Consider the following 15,640-nt stretch of genomic DNA (forward strand, 5'->3'; position numbering starts at 1 on the left):
CGTCACCGTGGAGCGATGAACCCGGACGACGGCTCGCTGGACGACCAGACGCAGGCCGCGGAGACCGATCCGGAGACGCTCCGCGGGTGGACCGCCACCGCGCTGCTGCTCGGCGTGGTCGGGGCCGTGTGCAGCCTGCCGGTCCTGGGCTGGCGCCCGCAGTACGACCTGTCGGTCGTCGCCGGGATCGCCGGTGCCGGACTCGTCTTCGGACTGTGGCTGCGCCGCGCCCGCGAGGACGACGTGAACCTGCAACGGTCGCTGGGACGCGTGGCGCTCCAGTCGATCGCCCTGGCGCTGCTGGTCCAGGTGGTGGTGCTGAACACCATGCTCGACGCGGTGGTGCCGCGGCTCGACGCGCTGCTGCTGATCAGCGGGGCGGTGTTCACCGGCATCGTGGCCGGGTCCGCCGAGGCGCTGGTGGAGATTCTGGTCGCCGGCCTGACCGGGCTCGTGATCGGCGGTCTCCTGCCGATGTGGGTGCCCGGAAACCCGTACCACCCGCTCCTGTCGTTCCTGGCGGTCATGGTCCCGCTGATCGTCGGCGGACAGGTGCTGCCGCTGCTGCTCGAACGCCACCCCGGAAACCTGGCCTCGGCGGGCCTGCTCGCGGTCTTCTGGACGACCCTCGGCCAGCAGCGGTGGGCCGCACCGGCGTTCCGCCCATGGCCGTTCGCCGTACTCGCCGCGATATTCGGGCTGGTCCTGCTCCGGATCTGGTTCGGCCGCTGGCCGGTGCCCCAGCGCACCAAGTTCGCCACCCTTCACGCCCTCGCCACCCTCGGCGCCGGCGCCCTCCTCGTCCTCCACTGACCACTCCGGCATCCGCGGTCACGGGCAGGCCTCGACCGGCGTCACCCGGGTGGTCGCGGTCAACGCCACGGTGGTCGTCAGACGCGGCTTCTCGCTCACGACGACACTCAGGTGGCCGACGGTGAGGGAGGAGTCCAACGCACCACACACCGTGCCGGATGCCGACTGGATCAGCACGAGCGCCTGTCCCGGCTTGGCGGTGGGGCTCAGCCAGGCGACCCCGACGGCGAGGGCCACCAGCACGATGCCGCCCAATGTCAGAGCCCGGGCCAGGCGGATGGCCCGCCGTGCCTTTCCGACTTCCCTCTCGGTCCAGTCCCGGAGATCTTCTCCGGTGAGCAATGTGTCGTCGCCAGGGTTGCCCGATGCCGCGCGCAACGCCGACAGGGTCGCGGTCACCAGAACCGCGAAGGCCGACGCCAGCAGCACGATGACCAGTACCTTGCGCTCCTGGGCCAGGTCGGCGATGGTGTCCCGGCCCTTCACGATCAGCACCGCCCCGAGCAGGCTCGTCAGACCCGCCAGACCGGTCCGCCACGTCTCGGCCTGCTTCCGGGTCGACGGGAGCTGGTTGAAGGCCAGGTCGTCAGCGAGCGCGTCCCACCGCAGTCTCGGATCGCTCACGGCAGGTTGACCATCCAGTAGGCCCCGCAGCCCTCCAGCGTCTCCTCGGCCGGCCGGTCGGCGTGGAAGTGACCGCAACAGCAGCGTACGGTCCGCGGGCCGGGCTTCGGCCGGGGCGGCTGACGGTGTTTGAAGATGCCCTTGTAGCCGTTGCCGGAGCCGTATCGCCACTCCCGTCGGATGCGTCCGCCGCAGCCCGGGCAGACACCGTTCACTTCGAATCCCTTGTTCTCCGCGATCGGCGTGACGGTGAAACCGTCCGGGACGGCATGATCATGTCGGGTCCAGGGGATCGGCCGGTGCTGCACGGGTGGAGTGTCGTCAGGCATCCGGTGTCTCCTCGGAAGCGATGTCCGGCACGGTGAAGCCGATCAGGTTCGCGTACGGCCGTAGCCGTTCCCGGATGCGTACGGTCGGTTCGCCCACCGCATCCGCGGCGGCGGCGAGGTGGTCGTCGGTCACCGGGCCGGACAGGGTCGGTGGCTGCCCGTCGAGGTACGTGGTCAGTGCAAGCAGGTCCTGCCAGTGCACGAGCTGATCGGCGCAGTCGTCGGTGTCGAAGTGCAGCGTCAAGCCGAGCGGTGCAAAACGACGCAGGCGCGTGTCGGCATGCTGCACCGTCCAGCCGTAACGGCCCGCGATGCGGACCAGGTCGAACGGCCAGAACTCGGTGATCGGCACCTCATCGCCGTGCCCATCCCGCTGCACGAGCATCTCGGAGTCGTGCGGCGTCACCGGTATGGCGAGCATGGCCGCCCGTTCGGCGTCGTCGAGGTGCGGCACCGGAGCACCGAACTCGCCGAAGGGCGCGATCCGGTCGATGATCTCCGGAACCGTTTGCCGGCCGGCTAGCGCGGCCTGCACCAGGTTGTGAGCGTCCAGGCACCAGTCGATCGGCCGCCCTTCCAGAACCATGCCGTACTGACTTCCGAGCAGGGCGAGCCGCTCGTCATAGCGCTTGAGTCTGATTGATGACCCGCGCAAGTTGGCCGACAGGCCACTGAGCACATCGGAACCGGGTAACACCTTGGCCAGGAAATCAACTGTATCCGCTAGCGAGTACTCGTAGCGGTACGCGACGCTCACCATCTCCGGCGGTGTCATCCGCCGGCCGGCGCAGATGATTTCGAGCAATGGCCGCATTATGGCCAGCTCGTCGGCGAACCGATGATCGTCGAGCGCGGGCAGGCGATTGATGAGGGAGACGAATACACGTGACTCGTCGGGTTTGCGATATCCACCGCTCCAGACGTTGTACTGGCCCTGTGCAGCCTGTCGCATCGCGTCGATCTGGTCCGATGTCGGCACCTGGTCGGGTACCGGATCGACCTCGGGCAGGCGGATCAGTCCGCTGTCCGCAAGGCGGGACAGATCCTCTCTGAGCTTCCGCACGGTGCAGCTTCGTCGGCCGGCGAGAAAAAACATGTCGAAAGGCGTGAGTTCTCGCCCGGCTGTGAAGACGTCTCGTAACGTCTCGAGCTCGGTCGCCGTGACGTCTTCTGGATAGGCGTCGCGTGCCTCTACGTGATAGCCGAGTGCCGCGAACCGGTCGAACCGTTGCAGGATCTCGTTTACCGGCTGATTGAGCGCCGTGGCCAGTGCCGCGACATGCGACGGTGAAACGGTCGCCCCGATCGTGGGGGCGTAGGGGAAGCCTGACTCGTGAAAGAGCCGCACATCGCCTGCGGCGAAGACGTAGTCATGGAGCGTCTCGGATCCGACACGCGGTGCCACCCAGCCGGCGGGCACCAACCGGCCTGCTCGATCGATCACCGTGCGCAGTGGTGCCCGCATGGCCTGAGAAACGGCTGCGAGAGGTCCGCCGACTGCCTCGCGGGGTGGTTCGCCGGGACGTGCCCATGCGGCCACCGCCGGGAGCAGGGCGAGGTCCTCCTTGCTCAGAGCGCGATCGATGTGTGGGAGATCTCGGGCGGCCCTCAGATCCATGCCGACGATCGCGAAGCGACGGAGCCGCGCCAGCCTGGCGGCGGGAGCCTGCTCGACCGCTGCGGCGACCGCGAGCAGTTCAGCCGGTAAGGGTGCGTCCCGGCCCCTGATCGGCATTCCTTCGTAGAGTGCTTCGATCACCTCTGCCTCGAAGGGGTCCACGACGGGGAGACCGTCGGTCCGCTCGGGCGGTGAGGCCTGCCACCAGCGAGGCAGCTGAATATGATCGCGCCATACGCCGAGGCGCCAGCGCACGAGCCAGTCGTCCCCGCCGTATCGGAACAACTCGCCGCTGAGCAGCTGGGCATCCAGTGGGAGGCATCCGACCCTGGAGAGCGGCGCCAGGACGCCATGACCGACCGCACCTTCCACCGGAAGCTCTCGGCCGTCCTGGCGCAGCCGTTGGAAGATGTCGTTCGCGACGTCGGGCGTCCGCTTCGCCACCTCCCACAGCCAGGAAAGGGTGAGACCCGGCCAGTTCATCAGTTCGGGCAGCGCCGACCGCACCCGCTCGGCCACCCACTCGCGGTCCCAGCGGCGCAGGCTCTTGCGGTCGACGGTGAACTGCGGTTGCCGCGCCTCACGTAGGTTCACCAGAAAGCCGTAACGCTTCTCGCCGGTGGCGATACCGTCGGCGGCCAGACACCCTTCACCGGGCACCCACCAGAAATCGTCGCCCACCTTCAGCGGCTGCAACCCGGAGTCGGTGTGGTGCAACTCGTCCGGGTGCCAGGTGTCCCGCCCGATGCCGTCGTGTTCGACGTCGACGCGGAACTCGGCCACGCGCAGGAGATCGCGCATCGTCCGTAGCACCGACACGTCGTCCTCGCCGGTCAGGTACAGGCGCACGCGGGTGCCGCCCGGACCCGCGTCGGTGGTCTCGGTGATCCGGAAGAGGCTGCCGCTGCTGGCGATACTGACCCGGAATCCGGTGGGCATCGGAAGGTCGTCCCGGGTCACCGGGCGGGTGAAGATCTCGATCTCCTCGGCCAGCATGAAGTAGCTGAAGACGCCGACCCCGAACTGGCTGTTGGGTACGAGGCGGAGGGGCGGGGTGAGCTCCTGCCAGTCCGCCTGCTCCTGCCGGAACGCGGCCCGGTAGATGAATCGCTCACCCGCGTTCGCGAAGGTCTTCTCCAGCGTCTCCCGGTCCATCCCGACACCGTTGTCCGTGCACTCGATGTAGTCGCGTCCCTCCGGCGTCCGGCCCTGGCTGAACTCGATCAGGCCCTGCCACTCGCCGGGCCGGTGGTTGGTGCTGCGGAGAAACGTGCGTCGGACGCTGCGGTAGCGACATGCGTCCAGCGCGTTCTGGTACAGCTCGCGGATCGCCAACTCCGGCTCGCCGTAGAGCTGCCGGCCCATCAGCAGCTCGCGGACCTTGTCCTCGGACAGCTGGAAGCGCAGCAACGGCGTGACGTAGACCGGGACGCCGTCACACAGCTCCGCGCGCAGGCCCGCGTCGCCGAAACGCCCCGGCAGTTCCGCCGCGACGTCCAGGGCCGACGCCAACCTTTCCCTGACGAACTGGGCGCGGGACACGACGTCGGTCAAGGCGTCATGGATCGCGGGATGATCGCAGATCGCTCCCAGCTCCATCGCGTTCACGGTGCGGTCCCAGCGGGTCGACCGGGCGGCGTCATGGACCCCGGGCACCGTCAGGTCCGAGCCGACCCCCAGGTGATCGACGATGACCGGCGGCATGCGCCGGGGATCGGCCGCCATCGACCCGCCCAGCCAGAGGACGGCCGCCAAGAGGCGGCTGGTCTCGGTGAAATCTCGGTATCCGAGCCGGCCGACGAGCCTGGGATCGTCCGGCTCGGCGCCCGCGCAGCGGGCGAGCACCTTCAGCAGTGTGGCACGCTCACCCGGCTTCAGGCGATCGCCCGCCAGCGGCGCAAGCGCTGCCGCCAACTGGTCGCAGGCATGGGTGGCCGCAGGCTCGTCCCACAGTGCCGCGCGGCCACCGAGCCAACGATGCACCAGCCACATCGCGAGCGCGTTGCGCAGCTCCTCGTGGCCGCGCTTGGCCAGACCTTCGGCCCGTCGGCACACATGTTCGTGCACCTGGTGGGTGATCTCCAGGTCGTACCGCACGGTCTCGGCGTAGGTGCGATGAAACGCGGTGGGCTCGACCTCGGCGGCGAGACGGATGCCTGCGCTGTAGGCCACCTCGCGCAGGAAGGGTGCCGCCACCACCATAGCGACCTCCACCGACGTGAACGTGGTGGTGTCCGGTAGGCACTGTTCAGCGCAGGCGAGAACCCGGACGGGCACCTCGTAGGGTGCCCACGGATCGTCGAACCCCACCACCGACGCGAAATGCGCGTGTGCGTCGAGCCAGGTCACGGCGGCCGCTTCGACGGCCCGTACGACGAGGTCCCGAGCCTGTTCACGCACCTCGGGCCGGCACGTCACCCGATTCCACAGGGTGCTGGACGCGACGGCGGTACGCCACTGCTCACTGACCCGCTCGCCCTCGCAGATCACGACGGTGCCCGGCGGCCTGTTGCCCGGCCCACCACGCCGGGTCATGGCCATTCTCGGTGTCTGCGGACCGTCCTCCTCCGGAAGGCCGGTCGTCGCGAGCCGCCGCACCACCCGATCGAACACCTCGTCGACCGTCCGAGCGGGATTTCTGCGGCCGAGCACGTCCGCGAGTGCCTGGGTGAAGTGGCTACCGGTGTCCGTGTAACCACTGAACTGCCCGGCCGCACAGCTGCTGACGAGTGCGAAGTCACCGCTCGCCGGTAGCGGCAGCTCGTCCCGCGGCGGTACGACCAACCCGGCCGCATCCTCCCGGCACGCGTCCACGCAGAAGACGACCATCTTGGCTCGGCAGTATTCGATGCCGGGCGGCATGATCGGCACGAGACTGCCCGGATCGAGAGATCCGTCGCGATGAGCGATGGGATCCTGCGGTACCAGATAGCTCTTGCCATCGATCACCACGCCGTGACCGGAGAAGTACAGCAACAGGATGCCGCCGTCGGCTACCTGGTCGCAGGCCTCCAGGATGGCGCCCCGGATCCGGTTCCGGCTCGGCACCGCCTCCGAGGCGTCACCGGCACCGCAGTGGCGGATCGTGTAGCCGGACGACGCGAGGGCCTCACTCATCCGCGCTACGTCCGCCGCGACGACGTGGGGGATGGCCGGGAACAGATCACGATCACACGACGGCACGCCGATCAGGACCGCCAGCCGGTCTGTCAAAGGAGGCCTCCGCAGCGCGACCGTCTCAAAAGGTGACCAACAGCATACGTATTGCTATTGGATTCGGAGCCGGAATCACTCGGCCGGACGGCCAGCATTTCCTGGTGTGCCGTCCGAGTGTCGCTACGTCCGGCTTCCGTGGCGGACGCCGTCGTACCGCGGGATCGCCGGTGGTCAGATCTTCAGCACCGCGCGGAGTGCGGTGAGGGTGTCGCCGATGATGTCGGCGAGGGGGCGGTCGTCGTCGCGGTCGAGCCATTCGTCGACGGAGACGAAGAGCAGCGTGGTGCAGATTTCGGCGAGCAGCGCGGCGGTGGTGGAGGGGAGGCCACGGGCCAGGAGGCCGGTGCGGACCGCTTCCCGGAGGGCGGCGTGTTTGTGCAGCTCGCGTTCGCGGAGGCCGTCGTCGGTGCGGATGATGGCGCGCAGCGCGCGGAGGTGTTCGCGCTTGGGCTCGAAGCGTTCGGTGGCGACCGCGCGCAGGCCGTCGAGGATCAGCGTCAGCGGGGCGGCGTCCGGTGGTGCCGTGGTCAGCAGGCGTTCGGCGGCCTCGGCGGCCTGGTCCTCGGCGAACAGCACCTCGCGCTTGTCGGCGAAGTGGCGGAAGAACGTGCGGGTGGTCAGGCCGGCCCGCGCGGTGATCTCGGGCACGGTCGTCGCGGCGAAGCCCTGCTCGGCGAAGAGTTCGAGCGCCGCCTGCTCCAGCCGTTGCCGTGCGTCCGGTTCCCATCGTCCCACGCCTCCGATCCTAGTGATGACATGACGTGTCATCGCGCGCTACCTTGATGACACGTCATGTCATCAAGGAACGGAGACGCGCGTGGAGACCTGGATCCTGGGCGGGACCGGCCGCAGCGGCCGGGCGATCGCGGCCGAACTGCCGGCTCGCGGAATCACGCCGGTGCTGGTCGGCCGGGACGCGGCACGCCTCGAGCGGGCCGCCGAGCGGGTCGGCGGTGGCGCCCGCACGGTGGTCGCCGGCACGGTCGAGGCGGCGATCGCGCAGATCCGGCGGCAGCGGCCGGCCGTGGTGGTGAGCACGGTCGGGCCGTTCCGCGCGACTGCGGTGCCGATCGCGCGGGCCTGCCTGTCGGCCGGCGCGCACTACGTCGACCTGGCGAACGAGGTGGCGTCGCTCTCCGCGGTGCTGGACCTCGACGACACGGCGACGGCGGCCGGGCGGACCGTGGTGACCGGTGCCGGCTTCGGCGTGACCGCGACCGAGAGCGTGGTGGTCGCGCTGTGCGCGGGGCGTCCCGTGCCGGCCGAGGTGCGCGTGCACATGATCCCGTCGCTGGCGATCGAGGCCGGCGCGGTCGGTGCGGCGCTGGCCGCCACGATGCTCGACGGGCTGCCGGGCGTCGGTGGCGGGCGCCGGTTCCAGGGGCGCAGGTTCCGGGGCGGGCGGCTGGCACCCGCGCGGCTCGGCGGCGACGCCACCCGGCTCACGCTGCCGGACGGGACCGTGGTGCGCACCGTGAGCGTGCCGCTCGGCGAGCTGGTCGCGGCGCAGCGGGCCAGCGGGGCGCCGGACGTGACCGCCGCGTCCAGCGAGATGGCGGCGCTGCGGCACGTCCTGCCGGTGGCGTCCGTGCTGCTGGAGTCCGCGGCGCTGCGCCGGTTCGCGGTCCGGCGGCTGGCCCGCGTGCGGTTCCCGGACCGGCCGCGGCCGCGCGCGCACTCGTGGGGCTACGCGCGGGTGCGCTGGGCGGACGGCACCGTACGGGAGGGCTGGTTGCGGGTGGGTGAGGCGCAGGGATACACCGGTGCGATCCCGGCCGAGGTGGCGCGGCGGCTGCTGGCGGGCGAGGGGCGGCCGGGCGCCCACACCCCGGCGGCGCTGTTCGGCCCGTCGCTGGCGGAGTCGTGCGGCGGGGAGTATCTGCTCCCGGCCGGCGCCGAACGGTAGGCCCGGCTCGGGACCCGCCGCGCCGAGTCACAGTGGACGCGCGCGGATCCCGGTTCCCCGCATGGCATTCATCATATCGACTTGTATCTATATCTATGGCACCCTGTGGAGATCGCGGTGGGTAACCGTTCTCATGCTAGGGAGTGATGATGTTCGAGCGACTGTCCGTACCCGTTACGACATTGTTTCGGGTCGTCGTCGGGCTGATCTTCGCGGTGCACGGTGCCGCTACCGTGTTGGGACTCTTCGGCGGCAGCCGCGGCACCGGCGAGGCCGTCGCGGCCGGCACCTGGCCCGGCTGGTACGCCGGGGTCATCCAGCTCGTCGCGGGCACGCTGGTCGTCGTCGGACTCGGCACCCGGGTCGCGGCGCTGCTCTGCTCCGGCTCGATGGCCTACGCCTACTTCGTGGTGCACCAGCCGGACGCGCTCGCACCGGTCGCGAACGGTGGCGAGTCCGCCGCGCTGTTCTGCTGGTCGTTCTTCCTGATCGCGGTGCTCGGCCCCGGGCCGTACTCGCTGGACGCGCTCCTCACCCGGCGCAGCCGGGAATCCGTACCGGCCCTGCAACCCGCCGCCTGACTGATCGTTCGATCAGGTAGAGGTCCGATCGGGTGGAAAGAGGAAGCGGATGAGGCGTTCCCGGACGGCCGGTGCGATCGTCGCGGCCCTGGCCCTGTCACTGATCGTCGTGCCCGCCACCGCCGTCCGGGCCGCGCCCGCCGACCCGTTCCGGATCATCGACCCGCCGCGCTGGGAGAACCCGGACCACATGACGTGGGACGACTACGTGCCGGTGCCGGGCGCGGACCGGCCGGCCACCGGCTCGGTCCGCAACTTCCGGATCGCGCTGGTCACGCTGGACTATCCGGACCAGCCGTTCGTGGTCACCCAGGCGCCGCACTCCACCGTCTTCGGCAACCCGCAGCCGAGCGCGGCCGGCGTCGCCCGCGCGGACGTGCCCGCGTTCTACCGTGACTTCCTCAACACGCCCGGCCCGCTCAACCACGGGCACACGCTGCACGAGTACTGGATGGAGGACTCGTACGGCCGGTACGGCGTGGACCTGACCGCGTTCGGGCCGTACGAGATGCCACATCCCGCCCACCAGTACGGGATCACGAACGACATGAACCCGGGCGCGTGCCCGGCCGGCGAGACCTGCAACCGCAACCTGCGCACGGACGGGCTGGGTGCGTGGCGCGCGGACGTGGGCGCCGTGGCCGACGGGTACGAGCTGGTCTTCATCCTCTCCGCCGGGCAGGACGAGTCGTCCACCTGGCAGGAGTTCGGCCAGATGCGGTTCGCCGGGCCGGCGGCGGTCACCGAGGACCTCGGGCCGCCCGATCCGGCGCTGCCGAACTCGGCCGCGACCCGCTACGTACCGTGGACGTCCTGGGCGTCCGCGGCCACGATCTGGCCGAACGCGGGCGGCGGATCGTCGACCCAGGCGGAGAGCTCCGGCCAGGCCGTCTACGCCCACGAGCTGAGTCACCTGCTGAGCATCGGCGACAACTACAACAACCCGTACGGTACGCCGCTGCGGCGCGCCTACACGGGACCGTGGAGCATGATGTCCCGCGGCTCGTTCAACGGGCCCGGCGGCCCGCACACGCGCTGGCAGATCCCGCCGGTCAACGGCGGCGCGATGGGTTCGCTGCACACGATCCGCGACAAGCTCAAGATCGAGCTGATCGGCGAGGACCAGGTGCTGCGGCTGTCCGGGGCGGAACTGGCCGCGTCCGGTCCGGTGGTCGCGCGGGTCACCGCCCGCGCCGTGGCCACGCCCGGCCTGAACGGGCTGCACATCGCGCTCGGCACCGACCGTTCGCCCGCCTGCTCGGTCGCCGCCGACGTGCTGTGCGACGGCGGTGGCTACGACAACTACACGGTCGAGGTGGTCGACCGGATGGGCGCGGACTCGTTCACGCCCGACCACGGCGTCCTGATCAGCAAGACCAAGGACGAGGACCGGGCACCGTTCCAGTGGGTGGTCGACGCGCACCCGGAGGACATCGGCATGGTCGACTTCGTCCGGCCGGACGGCACCCCGCAGATGATCACGATGGGCGACTACCGGCAGCTCTCCGACGCCCTGTTCCACGCCGGTACGCGGTCCGGCTCCGCCTACGAGTACGTCGACGAGGCGAACCGGCTGCACTTCTACGTGCTCGACATCCAGCGGTCCGCCGGCCGCGTGCTGTCCTACACGGTGGCGGTCCGCTCGCTCGACGGGCCCGGCGCGTCGGCGCGTGGCGCGTCGCTCTCCCCGGGCCGGCAGACCACGCCCGCCACGTGCACCTTCACCCTGACCAACACCGGGCGGTACGTGCCGGGCGGCGCCCACCCCGAGGACGCGACCGCCTACCTCGGCGCCGACGTGTACCGGCTCTCCGCCTCGGTCGACGGCCGCGGCTGGCGCGCCGAACTGCCGAACGCGCTCGCGGTCGCCCGGTCCGGGGCCCGGACCACGGTCACGGTCGCGATCGACCCGGCGCGCGGCGCCGCCCGTACCGCCGAGGTGTTCCTGAACGCCACGTCCGAGAGCGACCCGGCCGTGACGGCCACCCAGCGCTGCCGGGTGCGCCGCTGATCAGTCCTCCAGCGTGCGCACCTCGACGTCGTTGAAGTGGGCGCCGTACGGCGGGTTCTCGTCGCCCGGGGCGCTGATCATGCCGATCGCGGCCGCGACGCCCTCGGTGATGTCGTCCTCCGGCAGGTCGGCCTCGCCGATCAGCACGCCGTCGTGGCCGAACCGGACCGTGCCGTCCTCGACCACGACCTGCAGGCGCACCGGCTCGTTGCGCGGTAGCGCGCGGTCCAGCCGCACCTCGCGGATCGAGTACCCGCTGCCGTCCTCGCGGTCCACCTCGAACCGGAACGCGGACTCGCAGGCGGTCAGCCGGTAGCTGCGCGGGATCTCCCAGAACAGCCAGATGCCGAGGCAGGAACCGGGCTTCTCGATCGTGCCGGTGACCGCGATCGTGTGGTCGCCGTCGACCTTCTCCTCCGGGCCGGCGCAGATGTACGACCCCGGCGTGACCCGCTGCACGCGCAACGCGCCGTCCCGCACGTCGCAGTTCGAGTCCTCCTCGTCCACGATGTACGTGCCGTTCCACTGCCCGGCGCTGGTCAGCGCGTCCGCGATCAGCGGGTCGCCGGCCGGCAGCGTGAACGCGGGCACGTCCGCGGACGGCTCCGGCGCCGGCGCGTCCGACGTGGGCGTGGCGGTGCGGTCACCCTCGGCGTCGCCGAACGCGCCGGCCGAGTGGGCGGCGAGCAGACCGCCGCCGCCGACGCAGGCCAGCAGCAGCACGCCGGCCAGGATGCCGGCGAGGACCCGGCCGTCACCGCTCCTGCGCGACGCGCCCGGGTCCGGGGCGGCGTTCCAGCCGGGGCCGGCCGGCATCCCGTGCGTTCCGTGGCCCGGCGGCGTCGGGTGCGCCGACGGCATTCCGTGATGCGGCGTTCCCGGGGCGGGCGGCCACGGGCCGGCCGGGGGAGCGGCGCCGGCGTGCGGGCCGGCCGCGGCGCCCGGGGCCGCGCGCAGGCGCAGCGTCTCCGGCTCCACATCGGACGGCCGGCCGGGCCCCGGCTCGAACGCCGGCTGACCCGCCGCGAAAGGTGCACCGGAGCCGGGCCCGTAGGGCGGTGAGCCGGGCCCGTAGGGCGGCGGTGAGCCGGGCGCGAAGGCCTGACCCGGCGCCGCACCGTACGGCGCGCCGGACGCCGGGCCGTAGGGAGCCCCGGACGCCGGATCGAACGGCGCGCCGGACGTCGGGCCGTAGGGTGCGCCGGACGCCGGGGCGAACGGCGGTGCCGAGGCGGGACCGTACGGCGGTGCCGACGCCGGGCCGAACGCCGGGCTGGCCGGTGCGGCCGAGACCGGTGCGTAGGGCGGCGGGGGAGCGGCCGGGCCGAACGCGGACTCCGGCGGCGTCTCCGTCGGCAGCGTGAAGACCGGCGGCGACACCGGTCCCGGTGTGGCCTGCACCTCGATCGCCGCGGTGCGCAGCGCCGGCATGTCGTCCAGCGCCTCCACCGGCTGCGGCGTCCGGGCCGGGCCGCCGCGCAGCAGCAGGTCCAGCAGTTCCCGCGCGGTCGGCCGGTCCCGTGGGTCGCGGCGCAGCGACCGCTCGACCAGCTGCCGCAGCGGCCCGTCGAGCGTGCCCAGTTCCGGCTCCTGGGTCAGGATCCGCCCGAACGTGGCCAGCGGCGAGTCCGCGTGGAACGGTGCCCGCCCGGTCCCGGCGAACGTGACCACGCACCCCCAGGCGAACACGTCCGCGGCCGGCCCGGTCGGCCCGCCGGTCTCGTCGAACCGTTCCGGCGCCATGTAGTTCGCGGTGCCGACGATCTGCCCGGTGCGGGTGTGCTGCGTCGTCGATTCCCAGGCCCGTGCGATCCCGAAATCGATCACCTTGGGCGTGCCCGGCGCGAGCAGCACGTTGTGCGGCTTCAGATCACGGTGGATCACACCGGCCTCGTGGATCGCGGTCAGCGCGGTCGCCACCCCGATCGCGACCGCGTGCAGGTTCGACGTGCTCAGCGGCCCGCGCTGGGCGACCTCGGCCGCGAGCGTCGGCCCGTCCACGAACTCGGTGACGAGGTACGGCCGGGTCGCGTCCGGGTCCGCGTCGAGCACCTCCGCGGTGCAGAACCCGGGCACCTGCCGGACGCGTGCCACCTCGGACCGGAACCGGTTGCGGAACTCGTCGTCGGTGGCCATCTCCGCGTGCACCACCTTGACCGCGACGGGCCGCCCACCGGCGTCGTTCGCCAGGAAGACGACGCCCATGCCGCCGGCCCCGAGCCGGGCGAGCACCCGGTACGGCCCGATGCGCTCCGGGTCCCCCGGCCGCAGCGGCGCTCCGCGCTCGATCACATCCCGCTCCTTCGCCACGCCCGCCCGCCGGCGACAGCCGGAGGGCTTGCGAGCCTAGCGGGCACCGAATGACGTTCCGTTGGCGACCGTCCTTCTTGCGCGCCACTCCCCGGGCTACCGCCCGTGCCCGCCACGGACCGCGATCACCCGCGGGGTCGGGTCGGCCGCGTCCGGGTCCCACAGCCGGTCGGTGAGCAGGAAGCCGTCCAGGACGAGAGCCGGGTGCGCGCGCTCGGAGAGCGTGAACTCGCCACCGCGCCGCGCCGGATCCCACCCGTGCGCGAGCGCGTGGTCGATCAGCGCGCGCACGTGACCGGACGTGGGATAGGAGCCGTCCGTCGCGCAGTATCCCCACGGCGACGGGCCGGCGGTGGAGATCAGGTCCGCCCGCAGCACGCAGCCGGTCTTCCCGGCCGGCCCCCACACGCGGACGAGCACGGCCCGGTGACAGTCCGACGTGCCGCGGACGTGGGTGATCGCGGCGCGCCAGGTGAAGGCGTGGCCGTCGGCGTGCAGGTGCCGGAGGCGGATCCGGGTCATGAACGGGGCTTCTTCGGCTCGGCGAGGGACCAGCCCTTGTCGAGGAGGGCGTCGCAGGCCGCGACGGCGAGGGACATGCGGGTGTCGTGCGGGCCGCGGAGCTCGAGGACCGGGACGCCGAGGGTGGCCAGGTGCGCGCGGAACAGGCCGGTCATCCAGGCGCGCAGGTGCTCGCCGTCGCGCATGCCGTCGTCCTCGAACGGGACGCCCTCGTGGTCGGTGAGCAGGTAGAGGTCGGGTGGGCGGGCGGCGGCCAGGACCGCGGGGGAGGTGCTGCCGAGGTAGCGGCGTTCCCAGATCGCGGTGGCGGCCGCGTCGGTGTCGCCGAACAGGATGGGGGAGCCGAGCGCGGCCGCCTCGTCCTCGGCCCGGTTCTGCTCCGTGACCACCTCGACGAAGTCGTCCCGGTCCCAGGTCAGGTCCGCGACCGGCAGGTCCGGGCGGGCGCGCATCTTGCGGGCGGTCAGTTCGCGGCCGAACTCCGGCACCCAGCGGGTGTCCGCCCAGACGCCGCCGCGGGCGCGGTAGTGCGCGGCCAGCGCGGACGCGATCGTGGTGGTGCCGGTCGACTCCGCGCCGACCGCGATCACGCGGCGGGTGAACCAGGCGCGGACCGGGCCGGACAGGTGCCGCCAGTGCGCGACCGGGTCGGCGCGGATCGCGGTGCCGGAGACCGGAACCGTGGCGCGCTGCGGGTCGACCGGCACGTGCACCGCGTGGAAGCGCCGGGCCAGTTCCGGGCCGTACGCCTCGGAGCTGAACACCGCGTCGAAGCGGTCCCGCCCGGCCGCGTCCCGGAAGACCGCCACGTGCGTGTCCCACGCGTCCGCGCTGCCGTAGTCGATCGGGTGGTCGTCGTGGACGCCCACCACGCGCACGCCCGGGTGCAGCGCGCGCAGCCACTCCACCCGCAGGTCCAGCGGGATGGACTCCTGCCGGGACGGCGCGGCCACCACGGTCAGCTCCGCGCAGGCGCGCGCGGCGGTCGCGATGAGATGGTGGTGCCCGGCGTGCGGCGGATAGAACTTGCCGACCACCAGCCCGGTGGCGAAGCGCGTCATGCCGGGACCGACCGCCGCCAGGTGCGCAGGCCGGCCACGCACAGCGCGAGGAACACGAGGTAGAGCAGCGCGGTCAGCCACAGGCCCTTGTAGCCGTACAGCGGGATGTAGATCAGGTCCGCGGCGATCCACAGCCACCAGCTCTCCAGCAGCTTGCGGGTCTGGCCGTAGGTGGCCAGCAGCGACAGCGCGGTGGTGGCCGCGTCCGGCAGCTCCGTGGTCGAGTCGGTGTGCGCGGCCAGCCACCAGGTGAGCAGCGCGGTGATCGCCACCCCGGCCGCGGCCAGGCCGGCCCACTCCGCCGGTGCGGTCCGGGAGACCCGCAGCGGCCCGTCGTCCCGGCCGCCGCGCGCCCAGTGCCACCAGCCGTACGCGTTGAGCAGCACGTAGACGACCTGCAGCGCCGCGTCCGCGTAGAGCGCGGCGTTGACGAACACCAGCATGAGCAGCAGCACGTTGGCGATGCCGAGCGGCCAGTTCGCGATGTGCTGGCGGACCACCAGCCACACGCAGAGAGCTCCGGTGACGAACCCGAGTGCCTCCGCGCGGCTGGTGGGCGCGCCGAACGCGGTCACGGCCGTGCCGTTCAGCCAGTCCAGCAACACGGCGAGCCCCTCTCCCGGCAAAGATCAAGATCATAACCGAGAGA

Annotated in this window: 12 protein-coding genes; 4 read left to right on the plus strand and 8 right to left on the minus strand. The window is 71.9% G+C overall.

The window, feature by feature from the left end:
* Positions 1-15: 15 nt before the first annotated feature.
* Positions 16-813, plus strand: coding sequence for a hypothetical protein (locus J2S44_RS40505; RefSeq protein ID WP_310428565.1), 798 nt, complete (start codon positions 16-18; stop codon positions 811-813).
* 18 nt (positions 814-831) lie between these two features.
* Here J2S44_RS40505 and J2S44_RS40510 read toward each other — a convergent pair whose 3' ends face one another.
* The 4 genes from J2S44_RS40510 to J2S44_RS40525 all read right to left on the minus strand — a co-directional run bounded on the left by J2S44_RS40510 (position 832) and on the right by J2S44_RS40525 (position 7,335).
* Positions 832-1,437 carry a hypothetical protein gene (locus J2S44_RS40510; protein ID WP_310428567.1) on the minus strand — a complete coding sequence of 202 codons (606 nt, stop codon included), beginning with the start codon at positions 1,435-1,437 and terminating at the stop codon, positions 832-834.
* Positions 1,434-1,766, minus strand: a complete 333-nt coding sequence (locus J2S44_RS40515) for a hypothetical protein (RefSeq protein WP_310428569.1) — start codon at positions 1,764-1,766, stop codon at positions 1,434-1,436. The genes J2S44_RS40510 and J2S44_RS40515 overlap by 4 nt, the downstream gene beginning before the upstream one ends.
* Positions 1,759-6,597 (minus strand): HD domain-containing protein, encoded by a 4,839-nt coding sequence (locus J2S44_RS40520; protein ID WP_310428571.1) that lies wholly within the window; start codon positions 6,595-6,597, stop codon positions 1,759-1,761. Before J2S44_RS40520 ends, J2S44_RS40515 begins: the two co-directional genes overlap by 8 nt.
* A 174-nt stretch (positions 6,598-6,771) precedes the next feature.
* Positions 6,772-7,335: a TetR/AcrR family transcriptional regulator gene (locus J2S44_RS40525; RefSeq protein WP_310428574.1), complete on the minus strand. Its 564-nt coding sequence runs from the start codon at positions 7,333-7,335 to the stop codon at positions 6,772-6,774.
* Positions 7,336-7,417: 82 nt separating this feature from the next.
* On the opposite strand from J2S44_RS40525, the gene J2S44_RS40530 reads away from it, so the two are divergent.
* From J2S44_RS40530 to J2S44_RS40540, 3 genes are all read left to right on the plus strand, one after another.
* The gene (locus J2S44_RS40530; protein ID WP_310428575.1) at positions 7,418-8,506 is read left to right on the plus strand and encodes a saccharopine dehydrogenase NADP-binding domain-containing protein; all 1,089 of its coding nucleotides are present in this window, start codon (positions 7,418-7,420) and stop codon (positions 8,504-8,506) included.
* A gap of 146 nt (positions 8,507-8,652) precedes the next feature.
* A complete protein-coding gene (locus J2S44_RS40535; RefSeq protein WP_310428576.1) occupies positions 8,653-9,087 on the plus strand; it encodes a DoxX family protein in 435 nt (144 codons plus the stop codon).
* Between the two features lie 49 nt (positions 9,088-9,136).
* Positions 9,137-11,098, plus strand: coding sequence for a M6 family metalloprotease domain-containing protein (locus J2S44_RS40540; RefSeq protein ID WP_310428578.1), 1,962 nt, complete (start codon positions 9,137-9,139; stop codon positions 11,096-11,098).
* On the opposite strand, the gene J2S44_RS40545 is transcribed toward J2S44_RS40540, so the two are convergent.
* The 4 genes from J2S44_RS40545 to pnuC all read right to left on the minus strand — a co-directional run bounded on the left by J2S44_RS40545 (position 11,099) and on the right by pnuC (position 15,617).
* Positions 11,099-13,390, minus strand: a complete 2,292-nt coding sequence (locus J2S44_RS40545; RefSeq protein ID WP_310428580.1) for a serine/threonine protein kinase — start codon at positions 13,388-13,390, stop codon at positions 11,099-11,101.
* A gap of 114 nt (positions 13,391-13,504) precedes the next feature.
* Positions 13,505-13,930 carry an integrase gene (locus J2S44_RS40550; RefSeq protein ID WP_310428582.1) on the minus strand — a complete coding sequence of 142 codons (426 nt, stop codon included), beginning with the start codon at positions 13,928-13,930 and terminating at the stop codon, positions 13,505-13,507.
* A complete protein-coding gene (locus J2S44_RS40555; RefSeq protein ID WP_310428583.1) occupies positions 13,927-14,991 on the minus strand; it encodes an AAA family ATPase in 1,065 nt (354 codons plus the stop codon). Before J2S44_RS40555 ends, J2S44_RS40550 begins: the two co-directional genes overlap by 4 nt.
* Entirely contained in the window at positions 14,988-15,617 is a 630-nt protein-coding gene (gene pnuC / locus J2S44_RS40560) for a nicotinamide riboside transporter PnuC (protein ID WP_310428586.1), read from the minus strand. Before pnuC ends, J2S44_RS40555 begins: the two co-directional genes overlap by 4 nt.
* Between the last annotated feature and the right edge of the window lie 23 nt (positions 15,618-15,640).

Origin of the sequence: Catenuloplanes niger (genome assembly GCF_031458255.1) — a bacterium.
Classification (GTDB): Bacteria; Actinomycetota; Actinomycetes; order Mycobacteriales; family Micromonosporaceae; genus Catenuloplanes; species Catenuloplanes niger.